This is a genomic window from Nocardioides sp. DN36, from assembly GCF_055380375.1.
On sequence record NZ_AP043823.1, the window covers coordinates 187,074 to 209,918 of the forward strand.

Annotated in this window: 25 protein-coding genes; 19 read left to right on the forward strand and 6 right to left on the reverse strand. The window is 72.3% G+C overall.

Going from position 1 to position 22,845, the window contains the following annotated elements:
• Positions 1–34: 34 nt before the first annotated feature.
• From ACZ43H_RS01810 to purE, 6 genes are all read left to right on the forward strand, one after another.
• The gene (locus ACZ43H_RS01810; protein WP_464587281.1) at positions 35–832 is read left to right on the forward strand and encodes a biotin--[acetyl-CoA-carboxylase] ligase; all 798 of its coding nucleotides are present in this window, start codon (positions 35–37) and stop codon (positions 830–832) included.
• Between the two features lie 25 nt (positions 833–857).
• Positions 858–1,358 (forward strand): PH domain-containing protein, encoded by a 501-nt coding sequence (locus tag ACZ43H_RS01815; RefSeq protein WP_464587283.1) that lies wholly within the window; start codon positions 858–860, stop codon positions 1,356–1,358.
• The gene (locus ACZ43H_RS01820) at positions 1,345–2,331 is read left to right on the forward strand and encodes an adenylate/guanylate cyclase domain-containing protein (RefSeq protein WP_464587285.1); all 987 of its coding nucleotides are present in this window, start codon (positions 1,345–1,347) and stop codon (positions 2,329–2,331) included. The genes ACZ43H_RS01815 and ACZ43H_RS01820 overlap by 14 nt, the downstream gene beginning before the upstream one ends.
• 120 nt (positions 2,332–2,451) lie before the next feature.
• Complete coding sequence (locus ACZ43H_RS01825) at positions 2,452–2,763, forward strand: winged helix-turn-helix domain-containing protein (protein ID WP_464587286.1); 312 nt, start codon at positions 2,452–2,454, stop codon at positions 2,761–2,763.
• A gap of 75 nt (positions 2,764–2,838) precedes the next feature.
• Positions 2,839–3,945, forward strand: a complete 1,107-nt coding sequence (locus tag ACZ43H_RS01830) for a 5-(carboxyamino)imidazole ribonucleotide synthase (protein WP_464590716.1) — start codon at positions 2,839–2,841, stop codon at positions 3,943–3,945.
• Positions 3,946–3,947: 2 nt separating this feature from the next.
• A complete protein-coding gene (purE, locus tag ACZ43H_RS01835) occupies positions 3,948–4,472 on the forward strand; it encodes a 5-(carboxyamino)imidazole ribonucleotide mutase (protein WP_464587288.1) in 525 nt (174 codons plus the stop codon).
• Between the two features lie 35 nt (positions 4,473–4,507).
• Here the strand turns inward: purE and arfB are convergent, their stop codons facing one another.
• Together arfB and ACZ43H_RS01845 are read right to left on the reverse strand one after the other, a co-directional pair.
• A complete protein-coding gene (arfB, locus tag ACZ43H_RS01840) occupies positions 4,508–4,963 on the reverse strand; it encodes an alternative ribosome rescue aminoacyl-tRNA hydrolase ArfB (RefSeq protein ID WP_464587289.1) in 456 nt (151 codons plus the stop codon).
• Entirely contained in the window at positions 4,960–5,358 is a 399-nt protein-coding gene (locus ACZ43H_RS01845; RefSeq protein WP_464587291.1) for a CoA-binding protein, read from the reverse strand. The genes arfB and ACZ43H_RS01845 overlap by 4 nt, the downstream gene beginning before the upstream one ends.
• A 140-nt stretch (positions 5,359–5,498) precedes the next feature.
• Here ACZ43H_RS01845 and ACZ43H_RS01850 point away from each other — a divergent pair, with 140 nt between their 5' ends.
• Positions 5,499–6,344 carry a DUF6801 domain-containing protein gene (locus ACZ43H_RS01850; protein ID WP_464587293.1) on the forward strand — a complete coding sequence of 282 codons (846 nt, stop codon included), beginning with the start codon at positions 5,499–5,501 and terminating at the stop codon, positions 6,342–6,344.
• A gap of 137 nt (positions 6,345–6,481) precedes the next feature.
• Positions 6,482–7,651: an acyl-CoA dehydrogenase family protein gene (locus tag ACZ43H_RS01855; RefSeq protein ID WP_464587294.1), complete on the forward strand. Its 1,170-nt coding sequence runs from the start codon at positions 6,482–6,484 to the stop codon at positions 7,649–7,651.
• A gap of 3 nt (positions 7,652–7,654) precedes the next feature.
• On the opposite strand, the gene ACZ43H_RS01860 is transcribed toward ACZ43H_RS01855, so the two are convergent.
• The gene (locus ACZ43H_RS01860; RefSeq protein ID WP_464587296.1) at positions 7,655–9,421 is read right to left on the reverse strand and encodes a PP2C family protein-serine/threonine phosphatase; all 1,767 of its coding nucleotides are present in this window, start codon (positions 9,419–9,421) and stop codon (positions 7,655–7,657) included.
• Positions 9,422–9,545: 124 nt separating this feature from the next.
• Between ACZ43H_RS01860 and ACZ43H_RS01865 the strand changes: the two genes are divergently transcribed.
• The 4 genes from ACZ43H_RS01865 (at position 9,546) to ACZ43H_RS01880 (ending at position 12,998) form a co-directional block, all read left to right on the forward strand.
• Entirely contained in the window at positions 9,546–10,286 is a 741-nt protein-coding gene (locus tag ACZ43H_RS01865) for a dienelactone hydrolase family protein (protein WP_464587297.1), read from the forward strand.
• Between the two features lie 280 nt (positions 10,287–10,566).
• Positions 10,567–11,247, forward strand: a complete 681-nt coding sequence (locus ACZ43H_RS01870; RefSeq protein ID WP_464587299.1) for a GAF and ANTAR domain-containing protein — start codon at positions 10,567–10,569, stop codon at positions 11,245–11,247.
• Complete coding sequence (locus ACZ43H_RS01875; RefSeq protein WP_464587300.1) at positions 11,244–11,984, forward strand: ANTAR domain-containing protein; 741 nt, start codon at positions 11,244–11,246, stop codon at positions 11,982–11,984. Before ACZ43H_RS01870 ends, ACZ43H_RS01875 begins: the two co-directional genes overlap by 4 nt.
• Before the next feature lie 177 nt (positions 11,985–12,161).
• Positions 12,162–12,998, forward strand: a complete 837-nt coding sequence (locus ACZ43H_RS01880; protein ID WP_464587302.1) for a SigB/SigF/SigG family RNA polymerase sigma factor — start codon at positions 12,162–12,164, stop codon at positions 12,996–12,998.
• A 6-nt stretch (positions 12,999–13,004) separates the two neighbouring features.
• Here ACZ43H_RS01880 and ACZ43H_RS01885 read toward each other — a convergent pair whose 3' ends face one another.
• From ACZ43H_RS01885 to ACZ43H_RS01895, 3 genes are read right to left on the reverse strand one after another with little or no spacing between them, the layout of a single operon-like run.
• On the reverse strand, positions 13,005–13,874 hold the full coding sequence (locus ACZ43H_RS01885) for a crotonase/enoyl-CoA hydratase family protein (RefSeq protein ID WP_464587304.1): 870 nt from the start codon (positions 13,872–13,874) through the stop codon (positions 13,005–13,007).
• Positions 13,871–15,082 (reverse strand): LCP family protein, encoded by a 1,212-nt coding sequence (locus tag ACZ43H_RS01890; protein WP_464587305.1) that lies wholly within the window; start codon positions 15,080–15,082, stop codon positions 13,871–13,873. Before ACZ43H_RS01890 ends, ACZ43H_RS01885 begins: the two co-directional genes overlap by 4 nt.
• A gap of 36 nt (positions 15,083–15,118) precedes the next feature.
• Positions 15,119–16,510, reverse strand: coding sequence for a wax ester/triacylglycerol synthase family O-acyltransferase (locus tag ACZ43H_RS01895; protein WP_464587307.1), 1,392 nt, complete (start codon positions 16,508–16,510; stop codon positions 15,119–15,121).
• Between the two features lie 134 nt (positions 16,511–16,644).
• On the opposite strand from ACZ43H_RS01895, the gene ACZ43H_RS01900 reads away from it, so the two are divergent.
• The 7 genes from ACZ43H_RS01900 (at position 16,645) to ACZ43H_RS01930 (ending at position 22,827) form a co-directional block, all read left to right on the forward strand.
• Positions 16,645–16,836: a hypothetical protein gene (locus tag ACZ43H_RS01900; protein WP_464587309.1), complete on the forward strand. Its 192-nt coding sequence runs from the start codon at positions 16,645–16,647 to the stop codon at positions 16,834–16,836.
• An 11-nt stretch (positions 16,837–16,847) separates the two neighbouring features.
• On the forward strand, positions 16,848–18,221 hold the full coding sequence (locus ACZ43H_RS01905) for a wax ester/triacylglycerol synthase family O-acyltransferase (RefSeq protein ID WP_464587310.1): 1,374 nt from the start codon (positions 16,848–16,850) through the stop codon (positions 18,219–18,221).
• A 5-nt stretch (positions 18,222–18,226) separates the two neighbouring features.
• The gene (locus tag ACZ43H_RS01910; protein WP_464587311.1) at positions 18,227–18,631 is read left to right on the forward strand and encodes a hypothetical protein; all 405 of its coding nucleotides are present in this window, start codon (positions 18,227–18,229) and stop codon (positions 18,629–18,631) included.
• 10 nt (positions 18,632–18,641) lie between these two features.
• Positions 18,642–19,160: an acyl-CoA thioesterase gene (locus tag ACZ43H_RS01915; protein WP_464587312.1), complete on the forward strand. Its 519-nt coding sequence runs from the start codon at positions 18,642–18,644 to the stop codon at positions 19,158–19,160.
• A gap of 94 nt (positions 19,161–19,254) precedes the next feature.
• Positions 19,255–20,712 (forward strand): LCP family protein, encoded by a 1,458-nt coding sequence (locus ACZ43H_RS01920; protein WP_464587314.1) that lies wholly within the window; start codon positions 19,255–19,257, stop codon positions 20,710–20,712.
• Positions 20,713–20,938: 226 nt separating this feature from the next.
• Complete coding sequence (locus ACZ43H_RS01925) at positions 20,939–21,889, forward strand: glycosyltransferase family 2 protein (RefSeq protein ID WP_464587316.1); 951 nt, start codon at positions 20,939–20,941, stop codon at positions 21,887–21,889.
• Positions 21,886–22,827, forward strand: a complete 942-nt coding sequence (locus ACZ43H_RS01930) for a glycosyltransferase family 2 protein (protein WP_464587317.1) — start codon at positions 21,886–21,888, stop codon at positions 22,825–22,827. Before ACZ43H_RS01925 ends, ACZ43H_RS01930 begins: the two co-directional genes overlap by 4 nt.
• The last annotated feature ends 18 nt before the right edge of the window (positions 22,828–22,845 follow it).

A 22,845-nucleotide genomic window follows, 5' to 3' on the forward strand; every position in this document is an offset into this window, starting at 1 on the left:
GACCTCGTCAAGTCCGTGGGCCAATGTAGTGCCCATGACCGGTGACCTGCCTCCGCGCCCATCCCTCGACGCCGATCGGCTCGCCGCCGGCCCGCCCGGCCTGGTGGTCGAGGTGGTCGACGCGGCAGCGTCCACGAACGCCCTGGTCGCCGAGCGCGCCCGCGCCGGGGCGGGGGAGGGTCTCGTCATCGTCGCCGAGCACCAGACCTCGGGGCGTGGGCGTCTGGACCGGACCTGGGAGACGCCCGCCCGGGCGGCCCTGACGTTCTCGGTGCTGCTGCGCCCGGGGGTGGCGCCGGCGGAGTGGCCGTGGCTGCCGCTGATGACGGGGTACGCCGTGGCCCGGGCGCTGCGGGAGGCCGGCTTCGCCGCCGACGTGAAGTGGCCCAACGACGTGCTCGTCGGCGAGCGCAAGGTGGCCGGCATCCTGGTCGAGCGCGTGGAGAGCACGGCCGGGCCCGCCGCCGTCGTCGGCGTCGGGATCAACGTCAGCACCACGCGTGCCGAGCTGCCGATCGAGGCCGCGACCTCGCTCGCGATCGAGTCCGGGGCGGCACCGGACCGCACCGAGGTGCTGCTGCTCGTCCTCGGCGCGCTGCGCGAGGAGTACGACGCCTGGCAGGCGGGCGGGACGGCCACCCTGCACGCGGCGTACCTGCGCGCCTGCGCGACCGTCGGCCGCGAGGTGCGGGTCGGCCTCCCCGGGGGAGGGTCGCTGACCGGCCGGGCCACCCGCGTCGACGCGGGCGGCCGGCTCGTCGTCGACGGTCCGGCGGGTGAGGTCGCGGTCGGCGCGGGCGACGTGGTGCACGTGCGTTCGGTCACCGGCTGACGCCGCCAGGTGACATGATCCGGTGGTGGCCATCTCGCACAAGCTGCTCAACGACGGCGAGACCGTCGTCATCAGCACCCGCACGCACCCGAAGGCGCTGCTGGTGCCGGTGCTCGCGCTGGTCCTCCTCCTCGCGATCGGCGTCGCCGTCCAGACCGTGGTCGACCAGCACGTCGTGACCCTCGTCGTCTGGGTCCTCGTGGCGGTCGGGGTGGTCTGGTACGTCCTCCGCCCGTTCCTGGTGTGGGCGACCGCGTCGTACACCTTCACCAGCCGTCGACTGATCACCCGCACGGGCGTGATCACCCGCCGCGGCCACGACATCCCGCTCTCGCGGATCAGCGACGTGGCCAGCGAGCTCGGGCTGGTCGACCGGATGCTGGGCTGCGGCACGCTCATCATCAGCGACGCGAGCACCCACGGCCAGGTCCGGCTGCCCGACATCCCGCACGTGGAGGACACCCAGCGCCAGCTGAACCTCCTGCTCCACGACGTCAACGACCCGCGTGGGCATGACGGCACCTGACCCCGAGCAGCCGCGCGACCGCCTCGAGAAGGCGATCCTCGGCGAGGAGCTCGTCTTCAACGCCACCGAGGTGTCGGAGGCGACCGGCGTGACCATCGAGGAGGCGCGCCGCCTGTGGCGGGCGCTGGGCTTCCCCGAGCACGGTGTCGAGACCGCGTTCACCCGCGCGGACGCCGCGGCCGTCTCGACCCTGACCGACGTCGTGGAGTCGGGCCTGATCGACTTCGACCTCGCGGTGAACCTCACCCGGGCCGTCGGGCAGACCATGGCCCGGCTCGCCGACTGGGAGGTCGCCTCGCTGGTCCAGCGCGTCGAGGAGCTCGAGGCCGGCGACCAGGCGACCGGCAGCCGGGTCGGCTCGGCGATGCGGATCGTCGAGGAGTTCAACCGGCCCTTCGAGCAGCTCATGCTCTACGCGTGGCGTCGCCACCTGGCCGCCGCGGTGGCCCGGGTGGAGGCGCTGGGGGCCAACGAGGAGGACCTGCACACGACCCAGCTGACCGTGGGGTTCGCCGACATCGTCAGCTTCACGGCGCTCTCGAACCAGCTCACCGAAGCGCGGATCGGCGACCTCGTCGAGCTGTTCGAGTCGCGGTGCGCCGACGTGGTCGCCGGACAGCGCGGACGCGTGATCAAGAGCATCGGCGACGCCGTGCTGTTCGTGAACGACGACCCGATCCGGGCCTACGACACGGCCGAGGGGATCATCAACGTGATCGGGCGGGACTCCCGGATGCCCGACGTGCGGGTGGGCCTGGCCAGCGGCTCGGTCGTGATGCGCCTGGGCGACGTGTTCGGCCCGCCGGTCAACATGGCCGCCCGGCTCACGGCGGTGGCCCGGCGCAACCGCATCATCATCGACGCCGAGACCGCCGGACTGCTCCCGGACGACCAGTTCGAGACCCGACGGCTGCCCGCGCGACCGGTGCGCGGGTTCGGCCTCGTGGAGCCGGTGGCGGTACGCCGCCACTGAGGCGGCCCGGGGCCGGTCCCGGGCCTGCAACCGGTCTCGGCGCCGGGCGGCGGTCCACTGCGCTGGCCCATTTCGGGGATTTCGGCTCCGTGAGGCGGCTTTGGTTCCTACCTTGGTGCCGTGGTCGAGGTGCAGGACGTGCGACTCGACCCCGAGAGCCGCCGAGCGTGGCGCGGGGTCGAGGAGATCCTGCTGTCCCGCAAGGAGTTCGACCTCGTGCACGCGCTGATGTCCCGGGCCGGTGAGATCGTCACCCGCGACGAGCTGATGCGCGAGGTCTGGAACACCACGTTCTGGACCTCGTCGAAGACGATCGACGTGCACCTGGGCTGGGTGCGCCGCAAGCTCGGGGACGACAGCCGTCGCCCGCGCCTGATCACCACGATCCGTGGGCAGGGCCTGCGCTTCGAGACCGGGGACACCCACCGCTGACGGGGTCACTACGCTGGCCCCGTGTCCGAGCCCGCTCCCACTCTCGCCGTCATCGGCGGCGGCCAGCTCGCCCGGATGATGGCGCAGCCCGCCATCGCCCTCGGTCTCCCGCTCCGCCTGCTGGCGGAAGGGGAGGGCGTGTCCGCCGCGCAGGTGATCCCCGACCACGTCGTCGGTGACTACCGCGACCTCGACACCCTGCGCCGGGTCACCCACGGCTGCCGGGCCGTGACCTTCGACCACGAGCACGTGCCGACCGAGCACCTCCACGCGCTGGCCGACGACGGCGTCGCGGTCCACCCCGGTCCCGGTGCTCTGGTGCACGCCCAGGACAAGGCCGTGATGCGTGAGCGTCTCGCCGAGCTGGGCGTGCCCTGTCCGCGCAACGCCGTCGTGGGGTCCCTCGCCGACGTCGAGGCCTTCGGCTTCCCGTGCGTGCTGAAGACGACCCGTGGCGGCTACGACGGCAAGGGCGTGTGGTTCGTCCGGTCGCTGGCCGACTGCGAGGAGGCGTTCCGCGCGGCCGAGGAGACCGAGGTGCGGCTGCTGGCCGAGGAGCTGGTCGACTTCCGTCGCGAGCTCTCCGCGCTGGTGGCCCGCTCGCCCAGCGGCCAGGCCGCGGCGTACCCCGTCGTCGCCTCCACCCAGCAGGACGGCATCTGCCTCGAGGTCGTCGCCCCGGCCCCGGACCTCGACCCCGACCTCGCCGGCCAGGCGCAGGAGATCGCGCTGCGGATCGCCGGTGCCCTCGACGTCACCGGCATCCTCGCCGTCGAGATGTTCGAGACCGCGGACGGTCGGGTGCTGGTCAACGAGCTCGCGATGCGGCCGCACAACACCGGGCACTGGACCCAGGACGGCGCGGTCACCTCGCAGTTCGAGAATCACCTCCGCGCCGTGATGGACCTCCCCCTCGGTTCCCCGGCGCCGCGGGCCCGCTGGACGGTGATGGTGAACATCCTCGGCGGCGACGACCCCGAGGTCGGCCGGTTGTACGACGGCTACCCGCACGCGCTCGCGCGCGACCCGCAGCTGCGCGTGCACCTCTACGGCAAGGAGCTGCGCCCGGGCCGCAAGGTCGGCCACGTCAACGCCTACGGCGACGACCTCGAGGACTGCCTGGAGCGCGCGCGGCACGCCGCCGCGTGGTTCCGCGGTGACCTCGGCAACGAGAGCGAGTGAGCATGACTGAATCGTCGGTCCAGGGGCCCCGCGTCGGCATCGTGATGGGGTCCGACTCCGACTGGCCGGTGATGAAGGCGGCGGCCGAGGCGCTGGAGGAGTTCGGCATCCCCCACGAGGCCGACGTCGTCTCTGCGCACCGGATGCCCGACGAGATGCTCGACTACGGCAAGCAGGCCGCCGGCCGCGGACTCTCGGTCATCATCGCCGGCGCCGGTGGGGCGGCCCACCTGCCCGGCATGCTCGCCGCCGTCACGCCGTTGCCGGTGATCGGCGTCCCGGTCCCGCTGAAGTACCTCGACGGCATGGACTCGCTGCTCTCCATCGTGCAGATGCCGGCCGGAGTGCCGGTGGCGACGGTCGCGATCGGCAACGCCCGCAACGCCGGCCTCCTCGCCGCGCGCATCCTCGCGACCGGCGACCCCGCCCTGCTTCGGAAGATGATCGACTTCCAGGCCGAGCTCAGGACCGCCGCCCAGGAGAAGGGTCGGGCCGTCCGCGAGCCCGCCCGCAAGCTCGGTTTCTAGGGACGGTCCGGCACGTTCCTGACGTGTCGGGACGGTCAGTCGCCGCGGACCCGCCCGCGCAACGACTTGGTGACGCCGCGCTGGCGCTTCGCCTCGAGCCGCCGCCGCTGCGACCCCTTGGTCGGCTTCGTCGCCCGCCGGGGCGGTGGCGGGGGAGCGAGGGCGGCGCGCAGCAGCTCCGCGAGACGTTCCCGGGCGGCCACCCGGTTGCGGTGCTGGGAGCGGTGCTCGGACGCGACCACCACCAGGGTGCCGTCCACGAGCCGGTCGGCCAGCCGGCCCAGCGCCCGGCGGCGCTGACCCTCGCTGAGGGCCGACGACGCGCCGACGTCGTACACGAGCTCGACCCGGCTGTCCGAGGTGTTGACCGACTGCCCGCCCGGCCCGGGGGAGCGGGAGAAGCGCTCGACCAGCTCGACCGCCGGGAGGGTCAGCCCGTCGGGCAGGCCGGGGCCCGGGGGAACGGCGAGGTCGCCGCCCGGCCGGCTCATCTCCACATGGCGGGGCAGGTGTCCATGACCATCGGCACCCCGGCGAGCGTCGTGCGCCGGAAGGCGTCCTCGTCGACGACCCCGAGCTGGAACCACACGCCCTTCGCGCCCACGGCGACGGCCTGGTCGGCGAACTCGCCGGCCGCCTCGGAGCGGCGGAAGACGTCGACCACGTCGATCGGGAACGGCACGTCGGCCAGCGTCGCGTAGCCCTGCTCGCCGAGCACGACCGGCGCCGTGGGATGGATCGGCACGATGCGCTTGCCCCGCCGCTGGAGCAGCGCCGCGATCTCGTACGCCGTGCGGCCCGGGTCACCCGAGAGCCCCACCACGGCCCAGGTCTCGCACTCGTCGAGCATGAACCGGACCCACTCGGTGTCCTGCCAGTCAGCCATGTCCGGAGAAACTACGCGACGACTTCTGTCATTCCCCGAACATCCTCCGGCGAGGGACGTTAGCGTTCAGCGTCTTTTGCTACCGAGAGGTAGCACCACTGAGCTGCTTGAGGGAGCCACACTTCATGAACGTTTCTCGCATGGGTCGTCGTCTCGTCACCGCCGGTGTCGCCACCGCGCTCGGTGCCGGCGCCCTGGTCGGTGCCGCGTCGACCGCCGCGCAGGCGGCCACGGTGTCGAACACGTACACCTGCAGCCTGGGCGCCGTCTACAGCGGCGACTTCACGGCCACCGTCACCGGCGAGCTGCCCGTTCCGCAGTACTGGGCCGGCGCGGGCGTCCCGAAGGGCCTGCTCAGCGTCACCGTGCAGTCCACCGTCCCGGACGACGCCGCCGCGCTGCTGGGTGCCGCCCAGGTGACCGGTGCCCGCTCGGACGACTTCGCGTTCGGCCTGGGCAGTGCCTCGGTGACCACCCCGATCAAGGGTGACTTCGCGCAGCAGGACGGCCACACCGTCTGGAACGCCACCGGCGCCAACAACGCGTTCACGACCCCCAAGCCCGGCCACTACGACGTGCTGCTGCCGAAGGCGTTCTCGATCACCACCATGCAGGGTGACGTCGACTCGGCGACGCTGACGTGCGTCCTCAAGGACGCCTCGCCGTCGGTGCTGTCGAGCATCGACCTGCTCAAGCAGAGCTCGACCACCACCGTGGCCCCCAAGGTCATCAAGGTGAAGAAGGGCAAGGCCGCCAAGATCCCGGTGACGGTCGACAGCGCCTCCATCGGCGGCCCCGTCAAGGGGAAGGTCGTCGCCAAGGAGGGCTCGAAGAAGCTCGACGGTGCCAAGCTCAAGAAGGGCAAGGCCGTCCTGAACCTCGGCAAGAACCTCAAGGTGGGCAAGCACAAGATCAAGGTCACCTACCTCGGGACCCCGAGCGTCGGTGGCAGCGCGGACAAGGTCGTCGTCAAGGTCGTCAAGTGACCCTGACCTGACCGGTCCCACGCTCGTCGGACGCCCGGTCGGTGCCTCGTGCACCGGCCGGGCGTCCTGCATGTCCGGGGCCGGATGAGGTGCACCTCACCGCGCACCCTCGGTTACCCACAAGTACGATCCAGCCCATGAGCGACTTCCCGATGTACGCCCTCTCGGAGGAGCACCAGGCCATCCGCGAGGCCGTGCGCGCGGTCTGCGACGCCAAGGTCGCGCCGTACGCCGCCGACGTGGACGAGAACGCCCGCTACCCGCAGGAGGCGCACGACGCCCTGCAGGCGGCCGACTTCCACGCCCCGCACGTGCCCGAGGAGTACGGCGGTGCCGGTGCCGACGCGTTGGCGACCGTCATCGTGATCGAGGAGGTCGCGCGGGCCTGCGTGTCCAGCAGCCTGATCCCGGCGGTGAACAAGCTCGGCAGCCTGCCGGTGCAGATCTCCGGCAGCGAGGAGCTGAAGAAGAAGTACCTCGGCCGGCTCGCGGCGGGGGAGGGCGGCTTCTCCTACTGCCTCTCCGAGCCCGACGCCGGGTCGGACGCGGTGGGCATGAAGACCCGGGCCGTGCGGGACGGCGACGAGTGGGTGCTCAACGGCGTGAAGCGCTGGATCACCAACGCCGGCGTCTCGGAGTTCTACACCGTGATGGCGGTGACCGACCCCGAGAAGCGCTCCAAGGGGATCAGCGCGTTCGTGGTCGAGAAGTCCGACGAGGGCGTCTCCTTCGGCGCGCCGGAGAAGAAGCTCGGCATCAAGGGCAGCCCGACCCGGGAGGTCTACCTCGACAACGTGCGCATCCCCGCCGACCGGATGATCGGTGCGGAGGGCACCGGCTTCGAGACGGCCATGAAGACCCTCGACCACACCCGCGTCACCATCGCCGCGCAGGCCGTCGGCGTCGCGCAGGGCGCGCTGGACTACGCGCTGGGCTACGCCAAGGAGCGCCAGCAGTTCGGCAAGCCGATCGCCGACTTCCAGGGGCTGCAGTTCCTGCTCGCCGACATGGGCATGAAGGTCGAGGCGGCCCGGCAGATGACCTACGCCGCCGCTGGCCGCTCCGAGCGCGGCGACGCCGACCTCACCTTCTTCGGTGCCGCGGCCAAGTGCTTCGCCTCCGACGTCGCGATGGAGGTCACCACCAACGCGGTGCAGGTGCTGGGCGGCTACGGCTACACCCGGGAGTACCCCGTCGAGCGGATGATGCGCGACGCCAAGATCACCCAGATCTACGAGGGCACCAACCAGGTCCAGCGGATCGTGATGGCCCGCCAGCTCCTCGCCGGGATCCAGTCCGAGCTCTGAGCCTCACAGCAGGCGCGCCGCGACGACGGTGACGTCGTCCCCGGACGTCGGGTCCGCGAGGTCCGCGAGCCCGGCGACCAGGTCGGCGAGCGGCCGGTCCCGCAGCTGCGCCGCCCGCTCGCGCAGCCGCGCGATCCCGCGGTCGAGGTCCTGGCTGCGGGACTCCACGACCCCGTCGGTCACGAGGACCAGCACGGCGCCGGGCTCGAGGTGCCCGGTCGTGACGGTGCGGTCGCGACGGCTCACGACGCCGAGCGGCACGCCGGTCGCCGCCCCCAGCGCCTCGGTGCTCCCGTCGGTGTGCACCACGACGGCGGGCATGTGGCCGGCGTTGCCGAGGACGAGCGTGCCGGTGGCCGGGTCGACCAGCGCCGCGGCGGCCGTGACGAACTGGTCGGGCGCGTCGCGCGTCATCATCTCGTCGGCCGCGGTGAGCACCGCCGGGGGAGCGGGGTCGACCGTCAGCAGGCCGCGGATCCCGGCGCGCACCCGGATCATCGTGGTCGCCGCGCGCACTCCACGGCCCATCACGTCGCCGACCACGAGGGCGAGCCTGCCGTCCGGCGTCTCGACGGCGTCGTACCAGTCGCCGCCCACGTGCTCCAGCTCGTCGCCGCCGGGGGCGTAGTGCACGGCGAGCTCGAAGCGGTCCAGCGCCGGCAGCGGGCTGGCGGCGAGGCTCGACTGCAGCTGCTCGGCGATGTCGGCGGTCCGGGCTTGGAGCAGGGCGCGCTGGGCCGCGATGGCGCACTGCGAGGCCAGCGTCTCGAGCAGCTGGACGTCCTCGACGGGCAGCGGCTGGTCGGTGCCCGCGAGGAGCGAGGCACTGCCGGTCACTCCCGCCAGGTCGGCGGGGACGCGCAGCGCGACCGCCTCACCGACGATGTCCCGGACCCGCTCGAGGCCGGCCTGCAGCACGTCCTCGACCTGGTCGAGGGTCCAGGCGCGGACGAAGTCGGCGGTCACCTCCTGGAGGAGCTGGGCGCGTGCGGCGGCGTCGGCCTCCCGCTCCTCCAGCAGCATCCGCTCGGTGATGTCACGGACGCAGCCGATCGTGCCGGTGGGGTTGCCCTGCTCGTCGGTGGTGACCTTGCCGTGGGCCTCGATCCAGCGCATCGTCCCGTCCGGCCAGAACATCCGGTTGCGCAGCACGTACGACGACCGCGCCTCGATCGCCTCCGTGACGACGGCCAGCACCCGGTCGTGGTCCTCCGGGTGCAGCGTCGCCTCCCAGGCCTCGAAGGTGCCGTCGAAGCCGCCGGGCGGCATGCCGTAGATCGCCTCCAGCTGCTCGTCCCAGACGTTGGTGCCGGCCACCATGTCCCAGTGCCAGCTGCCGAGCCCAGCGGCGTCGTGGGCCAGGCGCAGCCGCTGCTCGCTCGCGGCGGCCGCCGCCTCTGCGGCGCGGATCTCGGTCATGTCCTCCGCCACGACGACGGCGCCGACGACCGTCCCGTCACCGTCGCGGATCGGCGTGGCGGAGACGGCTGCGAGGAACCAGTCGCCGCGGGGCCGTCGGACGGGCAGGTCGCCCCGCCAGGTCTCGCCGCCGAGGACCGCCGGGAGGTCGAAGGTGCTGCCCGCGGCCGGCTCCGGAGCCAGCAGGCCGCGGACGTCCAGGCCGAGCAGCCCGGCGACCTCCTCGGCGTACGCCTCCGCGGCGGCCTCGTTCGCGAACGTGACGATGCCCTCGGCGTCGGTGGCCAGGACGGCGAGCCGGATCGCCTGCACGAGGTGGAGCTCGTCGATGTAGCGCTGCACGCTGGGCACCTTCCCACTCGAACCCCGCGTCTCATTGTGCCCGCGTGCGGGCCCGCCCGTCGAAGATCCGTCCGAGCCGGTCCGGCACCGCGCCCGGAACCGCGGTCACCGTGGGGTGGATAGCGTCTCTCGCATGCGAGAGACCATCGAGATCCAGACTCCCGACGGATCGGCCGAGGCCTACCTGACCGGCCCCGCGACCCCCGGGCCGCACCCCGGCGTCCTGCTCTTCATGGACGCGATCGGGCTGCGACCGCGCATCGAGGAGATGGCCGACCGGATCGCCTCGTGGGGGTACGTCGTGCTCGCCCCCAACGTCTTCCACCGCGACGGGCGGGCGGCCGAGCTGGCCCCGACCGCCGACCTCAGGGTCGCCGACAACCGCGAGAAGTTCTTCGCCGGCGGGGTGATGGACCGGGTGGCGGGGCTGACCCCCGACCAGTCGGACCCGGACACGTCGCTCTGGGTCGACACGCTGCTCGAGCACGCGAGGTCGCCGATCGGTGTCGTCGGGTACTGCTTCGGGGCGCGGCTCGCCACCCGCGCGGCGGGACTGCGTCCCGACGTGGTCGCCGCCGTAGGTGGGTTCCACGGCGGCGGCCTGGTCGTCGACGGGCCGGACAGCCCGCACCTGCGGATCGCCGACGCGCGCGCCGAGTTCGTCTACGGCCACGCCGACGGCGACCGCTCCATGCCGCCGGAGGCGATCGAGACGCTGGGCGCGGCCCTCGACTCAGCGGGGCTGAAGCACACCAACGAGATCTACGCGGGCGCTCCGCACGGCTACACGATGGCGGACACGTCGATCTTCCACGAGCAGGCCACCGAGCGGCACTTCGACGCCCTGCGCGACCTGTTCGCCCGAGCGCTCTAGGCCCGAGGGCCCGGGAGAGACCGGCCGCCGGGCGCATGCGGCCGGCGGCGGCGGGTACTGCACCTCCACGGGCCCGGGTCGGGGTCGTCCCCCGGGCGGGACGGCTTCCGACCCTGGTCCGGCCAGACGTCGGTCCGAGGTCGATACGGGGGCCGACCTTGGGCGACCACTGCAGGTCTCACGCAGCGCTGCGGTGGTCGCCCATGCTGTCCGACGGGACATCCGTGCGTATAGTCGCAAGCGTGCTGGCCATTCGACCGCCGCTCCGCGAAGGGCGTCCGTGACGAGCAGGGACGCCGAGGACTTCGCCGCGATGGCGCTGTCCCTCCACGACGAGCCGAGCCTGGACGAGACCGTCGACAGGGTCCTCGAGTACGCCCTCAAGTCCGTGGTCTGCGCCTACGCCGGCGTGATCTTCGTGCACGCCAAGAGCCGCGTCGAGACCGTCGCTGCCACGAACCCGATCGTGGCGAAGCTCGACCTGGTCCAGCTCGAGCACCAGGAGGGGCCGGACCTCGACGTGCTCACGCACCCTGCCGACAGCGTCATCGTCGAGGACACCGAGTCCGAGGACCGCTGGCCCGGGTGGGCCGCGGCCGTCGCCGCCACCGGTGTGCGCAGCATGCTCGGCATCCGGCTCCACACCAGCTCGTCGACGATCGGCAGCCTCAACCTCTACGACACCCGCCCGGGGCACTTCACCGAGGAGGACCGCGACGTCGCCCACATCTTCGCCCGGCACGCCGCCGTGGCGCTCGCGTCCGCCCGTGACACGGCCAACCTGTGGCGGGCGATCGACGCCCGCCGACTCATCGGCCAGGCGCAGGGCATCCTGATGGAGCGGTTCGCGATCGATGCCGACCAGGCCTTCGCGGTGCTGCGCCGCTACTCCCAGGACCGCAACCTGAAGCTGCACGTCGTCGCCGAACGCCTCATCTCGACACGAAGGCTCCCCGAGTGAGCCGTCGGTCGCGGGTCCTCGAGGGGAGCCGCGCCTTCGACGCCCTCAGCGCCCCGGCGGTCCTGCTCGACACCGACTACGTCATCCGGGCCGCGAACCCGGCCTACCTGCGGGTGACCGACCGGTCCGAGGAGCAGCTGGTCTCGATCAACCTCTTCGAGGCCTTCCCGGACAACCCCGAGGCCGGTGGCCAGCCGGTGCTGGCGGCGTCCTTCGAGCGGGTGCTGGAGACCCGGCGGCCGCTGCACCTGGGGGTGCTGCGCTACGACCTGCTGGAGCAGGAGCCGCCCCGCTACCGCACCCGCCACTGGGTGCCGGTGGGCGCGCCGGTCCACGACGGTGACGACGTCGTCGGCATCCTGCTGCGCGTCGACGACGTGACCGGTCTGCGTCCCAGCGCCCTGCGCGCCCTCGAGGCCCGCGGGGCCGCGATGGCCCGGCACCAGGGTGAGGACGAGGCCAACGAGGAGGTCGTCAGGTCCCTGGTGATCGCCGCCGGTGACCTCGAGGCGATGGCCGAGGAGATCGAGCAGCTGCGTGAGGCGCTGTCCTCGCGCGCGACCATCGACCAGGCGAAGGGCATCGTGATGGCGCAGGTCGGCTGCAGCGCCGAAGAGGCGTTCCGTCGGCTGGTGAAGATGTCCAACGACACCAACGTGCGGGTCGCCGACGTCGCCGCGGCAGTCGTCTACAGGATCCACCGTGGTGCTGGGGAGAGTGTCTCCGGAAAGCCCTGAAATCGGCCGGTTTGAGGCTCGGGACGGCGGGTAAGAACCGGGTGTTCCTCCTGTCGAGGGCGTCCGAGCTCCCTCACCCCGGCGGGTGTTGTGGGGATGTTCGCGACATGCCACGATCGGGAACAGTGGTCGAGACAACGTGCCACGTCAGACAACTCCAATCGGAGGTGTGTCCTGATGGGGCATGTCGCGACATCGCACGCTGACTCCCCGGCCGACGCCGTTGACACGTCGCCGGCCAGCAACGCCCGCGCCCACCGGCGCGCCGAGACGGCCCGGCTCCTCGCCGAGGCCGCCGCAGCATCCTCGGAGCAGGAGCGCACCACGCTCCGCGACGAGGTGATCCGGCTCAACATGCAGGTCGCAGGTGAGATCGCGCGTCGCTACCACGGCCGCGGCATCGCCGGCGACGACCTCGACCAGGTCGCCAACCTGGGCCTGGTCAAGGCGGTGCAGGGGTTCGACCCCTCGCACGGCAGCGACTTCCTGAGCTTCGCGGTCCCCACGATCCGTGGCGAGATCCGACGCTACTTCCGCGACTTCGGCTGGACGATCCGGCCGCCCCGCTCCGTGCAGGAGCTGCAGACCAAGATCACCGCGGCCGAAGGTGAGCTGTTCCAGAGCCTGGGACGCTCCCCGCGACCCAGCGAGATCGCCGCGCACCTCGGCGTCGACCTCGAGCTGGTCCTGGACTCCCTGGCGGCCAACGGCTGCTTCGCGCCCGTCTCGCTGGACACCCCGCTCGCCGACGGGGAGAGCGGTCCGGTGGACCGGCTGGGCGACCTGGACCCGGCGTTCGAGAGCGCCGAGGCGCGCGTCGCGCTCAAGAAGGTGCTCACCGGCCTGACGCCGCGCGAGCGCCGGATCCTGGAGATGCGCTTCTTCGGTGGCGCCACCCAGGCCGAGATCGGCGCCGAGGTCGGCGTCACCCAGATGCAGGTGTCGCGCCTGCTGTCGCGGCTGCTCACGCGCCTGCGCAAGCGGCTCGACGAGGAGACCGCTCCCGCCGCCTGAGGCCGCTCAGAAGATCGTCGGCAGCTCGGAGGCGCGGCCCGTGAACCGCGGGCTGCGCTTCTCGCGGAAAGCGGCGACGCCCTCCTTGCCGTCGCCGATCGAGGTCCAGAACATCGCCAGCGAGTCGGAGAGGTGCGCCTCCAGCGGCTCCGCCGCCGCGCTGTTGCGGTAGAGCAGCTGCTTGGCCAGGCCGAGTGCCACAGGGGAGCGCTCGACCACGAAGGACCGGGCCAGCTCCTGCGTGGCGGGGAGCAGCTCCTCCGGCTCGTGCAGCGAGCGGACGAGACGGCCCGCCAGGGCCGTCTCCGCGTCGAGGACCTCGGCGGAGTAGATCCACTCGAGGGCCTGCTGGATCCCCACGATGCGGGGGAGGAACCAGCTCGACGCCGCCTCCGGGACGATGCCGAGCCGGCCGAAGACGAAGCCGATCCGGGACCGCGTCGAGGCGAGCCGCAGGTCCATGGCGAGCGTCATCGTCGCCCCGATCCCCACGGCCGGTCCGTTGATCGCGGCGAGCACCGGCTTGGGCAGCGCATGGATCGCGAGGGTGACCCGGCCGCCGGTGTCCCGCACTCCGTCGTGGAACGGCTCCTCGGTCAGGTGCGCACGCAGGTCCGCCGGCGTCGGGGCCACGGACTCGTCCAGGCCGAAGACGTTCCCCTCCGCGGAGAGGTCCATCCCGGCGCAGAAGGCCCGCCCGGCCCCGGTCACCACCACGGCGCGCACGGCGTCGTCCCGGGCGTCGGTGAGGAAGAACCGCTCCAGCTCACGCGCCATCGTCAGGTCGAAGGCGTTCAGCGCGTCCGGGCGGTTCAGGGTGAGGGTGCCGACGCCGTCGGCGTCGACCTCCCACAGCAGCGTCTCGTACGCCGTCACTTCGGCGTCCCGGTCGGCGTGCAGAGCGAGTCCGGGATCTCGTCGGTCTTGTCCTTGATGATGTAGCCGAACATCTGCTTCGACCGCTCGGGGTCCCAGTGCACGGCCAGGTCGGCGATCGGCACCCCGCACGTCAGTCCCTTGTCGCCGTTCACCCGGGTCATCGCGGTCACCCACATGGCCGCACGGATCGGGCTGGTGCCCTCGCCGAAGGCGAAGGAGTCGGGCGCCGCCATGTTGATCCTCCAGTAGCGGAACGGGTTGAGCACCGTCCAGGGCGAGACGACCTTCTTGCCGACCGCGGAGACCACCTCGCGCTGGTGGGCGGCGCGCCCGATGTCGCCGAACCGTGCGTCGGTGTGACGCGAGCGGGCGTAGCCGAGAGCGGTCGCGCCGTCCACCTCCTGGCAGCCCTTCTTGATGTCGAGGTTCGCGAGCTTGTCCTTCATGTCGGTCTGGGGGCACACCTCGACCCCGCCGACCGCGTCGACGACGTCCACGACGCCGCCGAACCCGATCTCGACGTAGTCGTCGATGCGGATGCCCGTCGCGTTCTCCACGGTCTTCACCAGGAGCTTGGGGCCACCGAAGGCGAAGGCCGCGTTGATCTTGGTGGTGCCGTGCCCGGGGATGTCCACCAGCGAGTCGCGGGGGATGGACATGAGCAGGTTGGGTCCGCTGCCGGTGTGCAGCAGCATGATCGTGTCGGTCCGCTGGCCCGAGGCGTTGCCGGTGCCCAGCGCCTTGCGCTCCTCGGGGCTCAGCCCGGCACGCGAGTCGCTGCCGACCATGAGGTACGTCGTGCCCGGCTGGTCGTCGGGACGGTCGCCGCTGGGCTCGAACTCGACCTTGTCGACCTTGGACCACGCGAAGAGCGGCACCGCCACCAGCCAGACGACCCAGAGCAGCAGCAGGACCAGGAGCCAGCGCGCCCGGAAGCGCGGCCGGCGGGACGGACCTCGTCCCGACCCTCCGGACGGACCCCGCGACGGGGCCGGCGGCCGGGGCGGGGGAGGTGAGGCCGGAGGCCTCGAGGTGCTGCCCGGGCGGGGCACCGTGGGCATGACCCGGGTCTCCTCGGGCCGGGGCTGACGCGGGACCGCTCGGGTGGCGTCGTCGTCGCCGGACGAGCCCTTGCCGCCGTAGAGCCAGTTGAACTCGGGCGAGCCGTCGTCGGGACGGTCCTTCCCGCGGGGTCGGTCAGCCATGCGGGTGACGCTATCGCGAGCGCCTCCACCGCCGTGTCATCCGGCACGCCGGACGAGGTCGAGGAGCTCGGCGAGCGCTTCGTCGACGCCCGTGGTGAGGACGTCGAGGTCGGCGGTGGTGCCGAGGTCGCCGGTCACGCCGAAGGTGAGGCTGTCCCGGTAGGAGAACATGGCCACGCCGACCCGGACACGGTCCGCGATCGGCACGTAGGGGAGCAGCTCCATCAGCTCGCGCCCGAGCGCGTAGAGGGGGGTGCGGGGACCCGGGACGTTGGTGGTCACCGTGCTGATCGTGTGCTGCGGCAGCCGCCAGCCCAGCCGCAGGCCCCACGAGACCGACGGGAAGGGGCTCAGCTCGGCAGCTGTGGTGATCCCTGTCCCCGCCTCCGGCTCGTGGTGGCCGCGCAGCCCGCGGATCCGGCGCCGGATCACGGCCAGCCGGTCGACCGGGTCGGCCACGTCGACGGGCAGGAACGGCAGCATCAGCGAGACCCGGTTGTCGGGGATCGACTCCTCGCCGGGCTTGCGCGTCGACACGGGGACCAGCGAGCGCAGCGCGTGGGCGTCCGGTGCCTCGCCGCGGGTGAGGAGCAGGTGCCGGAAGCCTCCGGTCACGATGGCGAGCGCCACGTCGTTGATCGTGGCGTCGTACGCCGCGCCGACCGTGCGCAGGTCCTCGAGGCGGACCGTGGTCCACGCGTAGCGTCGGCCGCCCTCGAGGGGGCCGCTGAGCGAGGTCGCGTGCACGGGGCGCAGGGCGCCGCTGAGGGTGAGCAGCCCGGTCGCCGTGCGTGCCGTCGTACGCACCATCCGGCGCGGGGTGCGGGCGGCGTGCGCCAGCGCCCCGGTGAGGTGCAGCGGGGAGGTCACCAGCTCGCGCAACGCCTCGGCGGTCCACCGACCCAGCGGCTCCTCGGGGTCCGGGTCCCAGCCGTCCGGGACCGAGGGGCGCTGCGTGGGTGTGGGATCGAGGAGCAGCCGGTAGAGGTCGGTGCCGGAGACGCCGTCGACGACGCTGTGGTGGACCTTCGAGAGCAGCGCCCACCGCCCGTCGGGGAGGCCCTCCCAGAACGAGTACTCCCAGAGCGGCCGGCTGCGGTCCATCCGGACCGACATCAGCTCGCTCATCAGCTCACCCACCTCGGCGGGACCGCCGGGAGCGGGGACGGCGACCGGGCGGAGGTGCTCGCGGATGTCGAAGTCGGGGTCGTCGACCCAGGCGGGCGGCGCGAGCCCCAGGGGAACCGTCCGCAGCTTCTGGCGGTAGCGAGGGATGAGGGGCAGACGTCCGCCGATCGCGTCGACGACCTCCTCGAAGGTGGGCGCCGGCCCCTCGAAGATCGCGAGCGACCCGATGGCCAGCGACGCGCCCGGGTCCACGTCCTCGGCCTCGAGGAACGCATCGGCCAACGGGGTGAGTCGCTCCACCGGACCAGCCTCCGCCCCGGGGGTCCTGCCCGCCCGGGGCGGACGTACCCGCCGCGCGGGCCCAAAGGCCCTGTGGACGTCGCGGTGCCGGCGGGACGGTGGAGGTGCAGGGGGAGCCGACACGAGGAGCGACGATGAGTGACCTGGAGCGTCTGCGGACCGAGAAGGAGGCACGCGAAACGGCCTCCACGAGGAGCAGCGCCGACCGGGCCAGGCTGTGGGCCGGACTGAACCGCTACCTGAGCAGCGAGGCCAGGCACGCTCACCGGGCGGCGGAGGACGAACGACGGGCCGAGGAGGGTCGGCAGCCGGGCTCCTCCGACTGACCGGGACCGACGTGCGCAGGGCGATCGACCCGGTCGACACCATCTGGCTCAACATGGACCGGCCTGACAACCTGATGGTCATCGAGAGCCTCATGACCTGTGCCGGTCCGGTGGACTGGGACCGCTTCGCCGACGTGATGCGGACCCGGGTGCTCGACCGCTACCCGGTGTTCGGGCAGCGCCCCGTCCTCTCGCGGGTGCCGTTGGGCACGCCCCACTGGGAGGACGTCCCCGACTTCGACGTGACCACCCACCTGCGCCGTTTCACCCTGCCGCCGCCCGGTGACGACGCGGCGCTGTCGGACCACGTGAACGGCTACGTCAGCACCCCGCTGCTGCGGGACCGCCCGCTGTGGGAGATGCACCTGATCGACGGCTACCGAGGCGGCTCGGCGCTCTACTCCCGGCTGCACCACGCGCTCGCGGACGGGATCGCGCTGATGCGCGTGCTGCTGTCGATGACCGACGCCGGGCCGGATGCGTCGCCGCCCGACGACGACCTGCTCGGGGAGTCGCGGCACGACGGGCCGGTCGGCTCGGCGGCGCACCTGGTCGGGTCCGCGGTCGGCGCCGCCGGCGGCGCGCTGCTGGACCTGCCGCACCTGCTGTCGCCGTCGTTCGCCGAGGACGCCTTCACCCTGGCGCGCCGGACCACCACGATCGCCGCCAAGCTCACCCTGACCCGCAACCCCGCCTCGGCGGTGAACGGCACGCCCGGCGTCACCAAGCGTGTGGTCTGGGCGCCCCCGATCCCGCTCGCGGCCGTGGCCACCGCGGGACACCGGACCGGGACGACCGTGAACGACGTGCTCGTGGCCGCCCTCGCCGGCGCGCTGGCGACGTACCTCCGCGACCACGACGGGGCGGTGACCGACCTGCCCACGATGGTGCCCGTCAACGTGCGACCCCTGGACGAGCCTCTCCCGCGGGAGCTGGGGAACCGCTTCGCGCTGGTGCTGCTCGAGCTGCCGTCCGGCCTGGACACCCCGTTCGCCCGGCTCGCCGAGACCAAGCGCCGGATGGACGAGATCAAGCACTCCCCGGAGGCCTCCCTGACCTTCGGGATGATCCGCGGGATCGGGCGGACCGGCAAGGAGCTGGAGCGCTACCTCGTCGACTTCTTCGCCGACAAGGCCACGGGGGTCACCACCAACGTGCCGGGTCCGCGTGGACCGCGGTACCTCGCGGGCACCCGCATCGACTCGATGCTCGGCTGGGCGCCCGAGTCGGGGAACCAGACCCTCGGCACCTGCATCTTCACCTACGACGGCCACGTGCACGTGGGGTTCAAGGTCGACGCCGGCACCATCGAGCACCCCGAGGAGCTGCTGGTCGCGTACGGCGCCGAGATCGACTCGCTCCTGCAGCTCGCGCAGGCCGGGTGAGCTGCGTGCCTCCGACCGACGCCGGGCAGCACGGGCTGCTCCACAGCACCGTCGACGCCTTCGTCGACAGCACCCGCGCCGTGGTGGAGGCGATGGCGAGTGTCGGGGCGAGTGTGGGAGGGACCGCGATCGGCGCCCTCCCGGCTCCGGTGCCGGCCACGGTCAACCGGATGCTGACCACCCTGCGGCGGCTCGCCGACCAGATGCCGCCGGTCACCGCCGAGGTGGAGGTGCTGGTGCGGGAGGTGCACGCGAAGCGGCTGAGCATCCAGGCGCTGCAGGCCGAGCTCGCGGTGCTCGACGACCAGCTCGCGGTCCTCGAGCGCTCGCTGGCGCCGGTGCAGGCGTGGGCCCGGCAGTGGAACAGGTTGCGACGGTCCCTCGACGAGGCGCTCCCGCCGGACCGCTAGCGTGCGAGGCATGTCCACCGGAACCCTCGGCGCACTGCCCCCGTCCTACGCGCGGGTGTCGCTCGCGATCATCACCTCGAGCAACGAGGCGAACCTGCTCGGCAACATCCACGGCGGCGAGATCATGAAGCTCGCCGACTCGACCGCCGGGGCGGTGGCCCAACGCCACAGCGGCGGTCCGGCCGTGACCGCGGCGATGGACGAGATGGCGTTCCTCGAGCCCGTCCACGTCGGGGACATCGTGCGCACGTTCGCCCAGGTGAACTGGGCCGGCCGGTCGTCGATGGAGATCGGCGTACGCGTCGAGACCCAGCCGTGGAACGATCCCGACGCCCACGCGCTCCACGTCGCGTCGGCGTACTTCGTCTTCGTGGCCGTCGACCCCAACGGGCGGGCCCGTCCCGTGCCGGGCCTGCTGCCCGAGACGCCCGACGAGGAGCGCCGGCTTCGGGAGGCCGAGATCCGCCGGGCCCACCGGCTCGCGAAGCGGCACGAGATCGAGAAGGGGCGGTCCTCCGGCGCGTCGTGACGGACTGTGACGCCTGTGGCTGGTGATACTGGCGGGCAGCACCACCCTTCCCCAGGGGTCCCCGACCCCAGCACCACCAGCAGAGAGGCATTCGATGCCACCCGTCTCTTCCCCCGGGTTGCACGACCGCCAGAGCCCCACCCGCTCCAGCACCGACGAGCGGGCGGCCCGGGTCCGCTTCCGCCGCGCGATGGCGCTCATGGTCATGACGCTCGTCCTGCCGGGCTCCGCCCAGCTGGTCGCGGGCAACCGCAAGGTCGGCCGGATCGCGCTGCGCATCTGGCTGGCGCTCTGCGCCGCCTTCGTGATGACCGTGCTCGTCGGCCTGATGTGGCACGAGCTCGCCTTCTGGCTGGCTTCGAACACCATGATGCTCGGCCTGCTGCGCCTCGGCCTCATGGTCGGGGCGATCGGCTGGGCGGCCCTGTTCGTCGACGCGTGGCGGATCGGTCAGCCGCTGACCCTGGCCATGAACCACCGCCGAGCGGTGGTCGGAGTGAACGGCGTCCTCTGCCTCTCGGTCGCGGGCAGCCTCCTCTTCGGCGCGCACCTGGTCGGGGTGCAGCGCGACTTCATGCTCAGCATGTTCGGCAACGGCGCGGTGAGCGACTCCCACGACGGCCGCTACAACGTCCTGCTGCTGGGCGGTGACTCCGGAGCCGGCCGCTGGGGCCTGCGTCCGGACTCGATGACGATCGCCAGCATCGACGAGGACACCGGCCGCACCGTCCTCATCTCGCTCCCGCGCAACATGACGAACTTCCCGTTCGTCGAGGGCTCGGTGATGCACAAGCAGTTCCCGCACGGGTTCGACGCCGACTACCTCAACGGGGTCAGCACCTGGGCCGGCGACCACACCGAGCTCTTCCCGGACTCCGACAACCCGGGCGTGGACGCCACGATCATGGGCATCGAGGGGATCACCGGCCTGAAGATCAACTACTGGGCGATGGTCAACCTCGAGGGGTTCAAGGACCTCGTCGACGCGGTCGGCGGCGTCACGCTGAACGTCCGCGCGCCGATCCCGGTCGGCGGCCTGGGCTCCGACGTCACCGGCTACATCCAGCCCGGCGTGCGCAAGCTCAACGGCCACGACACGCTGTGGTTCGCCCGGGCCCGTGACGGCTCCGACGACTACTCCCGGATGGCCCGCCAGAAGTGCGTGATGAGCGCGATGCTGGACCAGGTCAGCCCGCAGGTGGCGGTGCGCAACTTCGAGAAGATCGCGGACGCCTCCTCGGCGATGATCTCCACCGACATCCCCGCCAGCGAGGTCGACCGGTTCATGGCGCTGGCGCTCAAGGCCAAGGGCCAGAAGATCTCGACGCTGTCGCTGGTGCCGCCGATGATCAACACGGCCGATCCCGACATCGCGCTGATCCAGAAGAAGGTCACCGAGGCGATCGACCGGGCCGAGGGCACCGCCCCGAAGTCGGGCAAGCCGCACAAGCGCTCCGGCGGCGGCAACGGCGTGGTCACCGGCGGTTCGGTGGGCTCGCTCAGCGACGGGTACGCCGCGAACCAGGCCGAGGACCTCGAGTCGGCCTGCTGAACCCGTCCAGCCACGCGTGACGCCCTGCCCCTGCCCCAGAGCGGGGGAGCGCCGTCGGTGGCCTCGGAACCGGAGGGTGCTGTCGGTGGTTGAGGAGCGAGCGCCTCGGAACTGATGGGGGGTGGTTTCGAGACGCTCGCTGGCGCTCGCTCCTCGACCACTGCCTGGGGTGGTCCGGTGCGGGTGGTTTCGTGCCGGCGGGGGCGCGCCGCCTAGGGTGTGGGCCGTGACCGAGCCCCCGACCGGACCCGCGCGCCGCATCGTCGCCGTGGTGGTCACGTTCAACCGGCTCGAGCTGCTGCAGCGCCTGCTCGAGCGGCTGCGGACGGTGCCCGAGGTCGACGAGGTCCTCGTCGTCGACAACGCCTCCACCGACGGCACGGGGGACTGGCTCGCCTCGCTGGGTGCCGGCGGAGAGCCGCAGGTGGGTGCCCGGGTGCTCGGCCGGACCCTCGACGAGAACCGGGGCGGTGCCGGCGGGTTCCACGACGGGCTCGCCTGGGCGATGGAGCGAGGTGCCGACCTGGCCTGGCTAATGGACGACGACGGGCTGCCCGATCCCGAGTGCCTGGCCACGCTGCTGACCCGGAGCGGGGACCTGGACTTCTGGGGCCCGGTCGTGGTGGACGAGGCGGAGCCGGACCGGCTGGTCTTCCCGATCCGGCTGCCGGGCGGAACCCGGGTCGTGCACCGGATGGCCGACGTCACGGCCGCGGCGACCGACGGGGTGATCCGCGACGTGGTGATCCCGTTCAACGGCGTCCTGGTCACCCGCGAGCTCGTCGAGCGGATCGGCCTGCCGCGCGCGGAGTTCTTCATCTGGGGCGACGACCACGAGTACCGTCTCCGCGCCGAGCGCGCGGGAGGTCGGGTCGCGACCGTGGTCGACGCACGGGTCCGGCACCCCAGCGTGGGCGAGCTCGGCACGCCGATGATGTTCGGCCGTACGACGTACAACCACAGCCCCAGCGACCTCAAGCACTACTGCATGGCCCGCAACAACCTGCTGAACCTGCGCGAGTACCGCGGCTGGCCGCACGCCCTCGCGTTCGTGGCGAAGACCGTGTGGTTCTACACGTTCACCCGCCCGTCCGCGGCCCGCCTGCTGCTCAGCGCCCGGGCCATGGTGGCGGGGCTGCGCGGCGACTTCACCGGCCACGAGAGGTTCCTGCGATGACCCAGCGAGACGACTCCGCCCTCGGCGCACCGAGGGCCCGCGAGAGCGTCGCGGTGGTCATCGTGACCTTCAACCGCGCCGACCTGCTGACCCGGATGCTCGACGGCCTGGTCGCGCAGACCCGGCCGGTCGACGCCGTCTACGTGATCGACAACGCCAGCACCGACCACACCGCCGAGGTGCTGCACCGCGACGACCTGCCGCTGCGGGTCACCCACAGCGAGGACAACCTCGGCGGAGCGGGTGGCTTCCACCTCGGGATGAAGAAGGCCTACGAGGCCGGCCACGACCGGATCTGGCTGATGGACGACGACGTCGTCCCGACCCCGACCTGCCTCGAGGTGCTGATGGCCCAGGACGAGGCCTGCCTGATGGCGGTCCGCGAGGACACCGCCGGTCACCTGGTCGAGAAGGCCGCCACCCGGTTCGACCTGCACAACCCGCTCGCGATCAAGCCCAAGACGGGGATGGTCGAGACCGACTTCGGCACCCGGGCGGCGATGCCCGAGCGCGTCGAGCTGGAGAACGTCGCCTTCGAGGGCTTCATGGTCCGCCGTGAGGTGGTCGACGCGATCGGGTTCCCGGACGCGTCGTTCTTCATCTTCTACGACGACGCCGACTTCGCTGTGCGCGCCCGCCGCGCGGGGTTCCGGATCTGGGGCATCCGCGACGCCGTGCTGGTGCGCCAGCTCGACTTCGACCAGCAGCACGACCTCGCCGGCTGGAAGGGGTTCTACATGTTCCGCAACCTCTTCGTGGTCCACTTCCGGTACGGCGAGAACGTCCTGGTGAGGCTGAAGCCCTACCTGATCGCCGCCGTGGTGGTCCTGCTCAGCCCGGTGCGCGGGGGACGCGCGGAGGCGGGCAATGTGATCCGGGCCATGGGGTCGGCGCGGACCATGCGTCGCGTCCCCGAGGGCCCGGCCCCGCGTCGCTAGACTTGCCGCCGCGCCAAC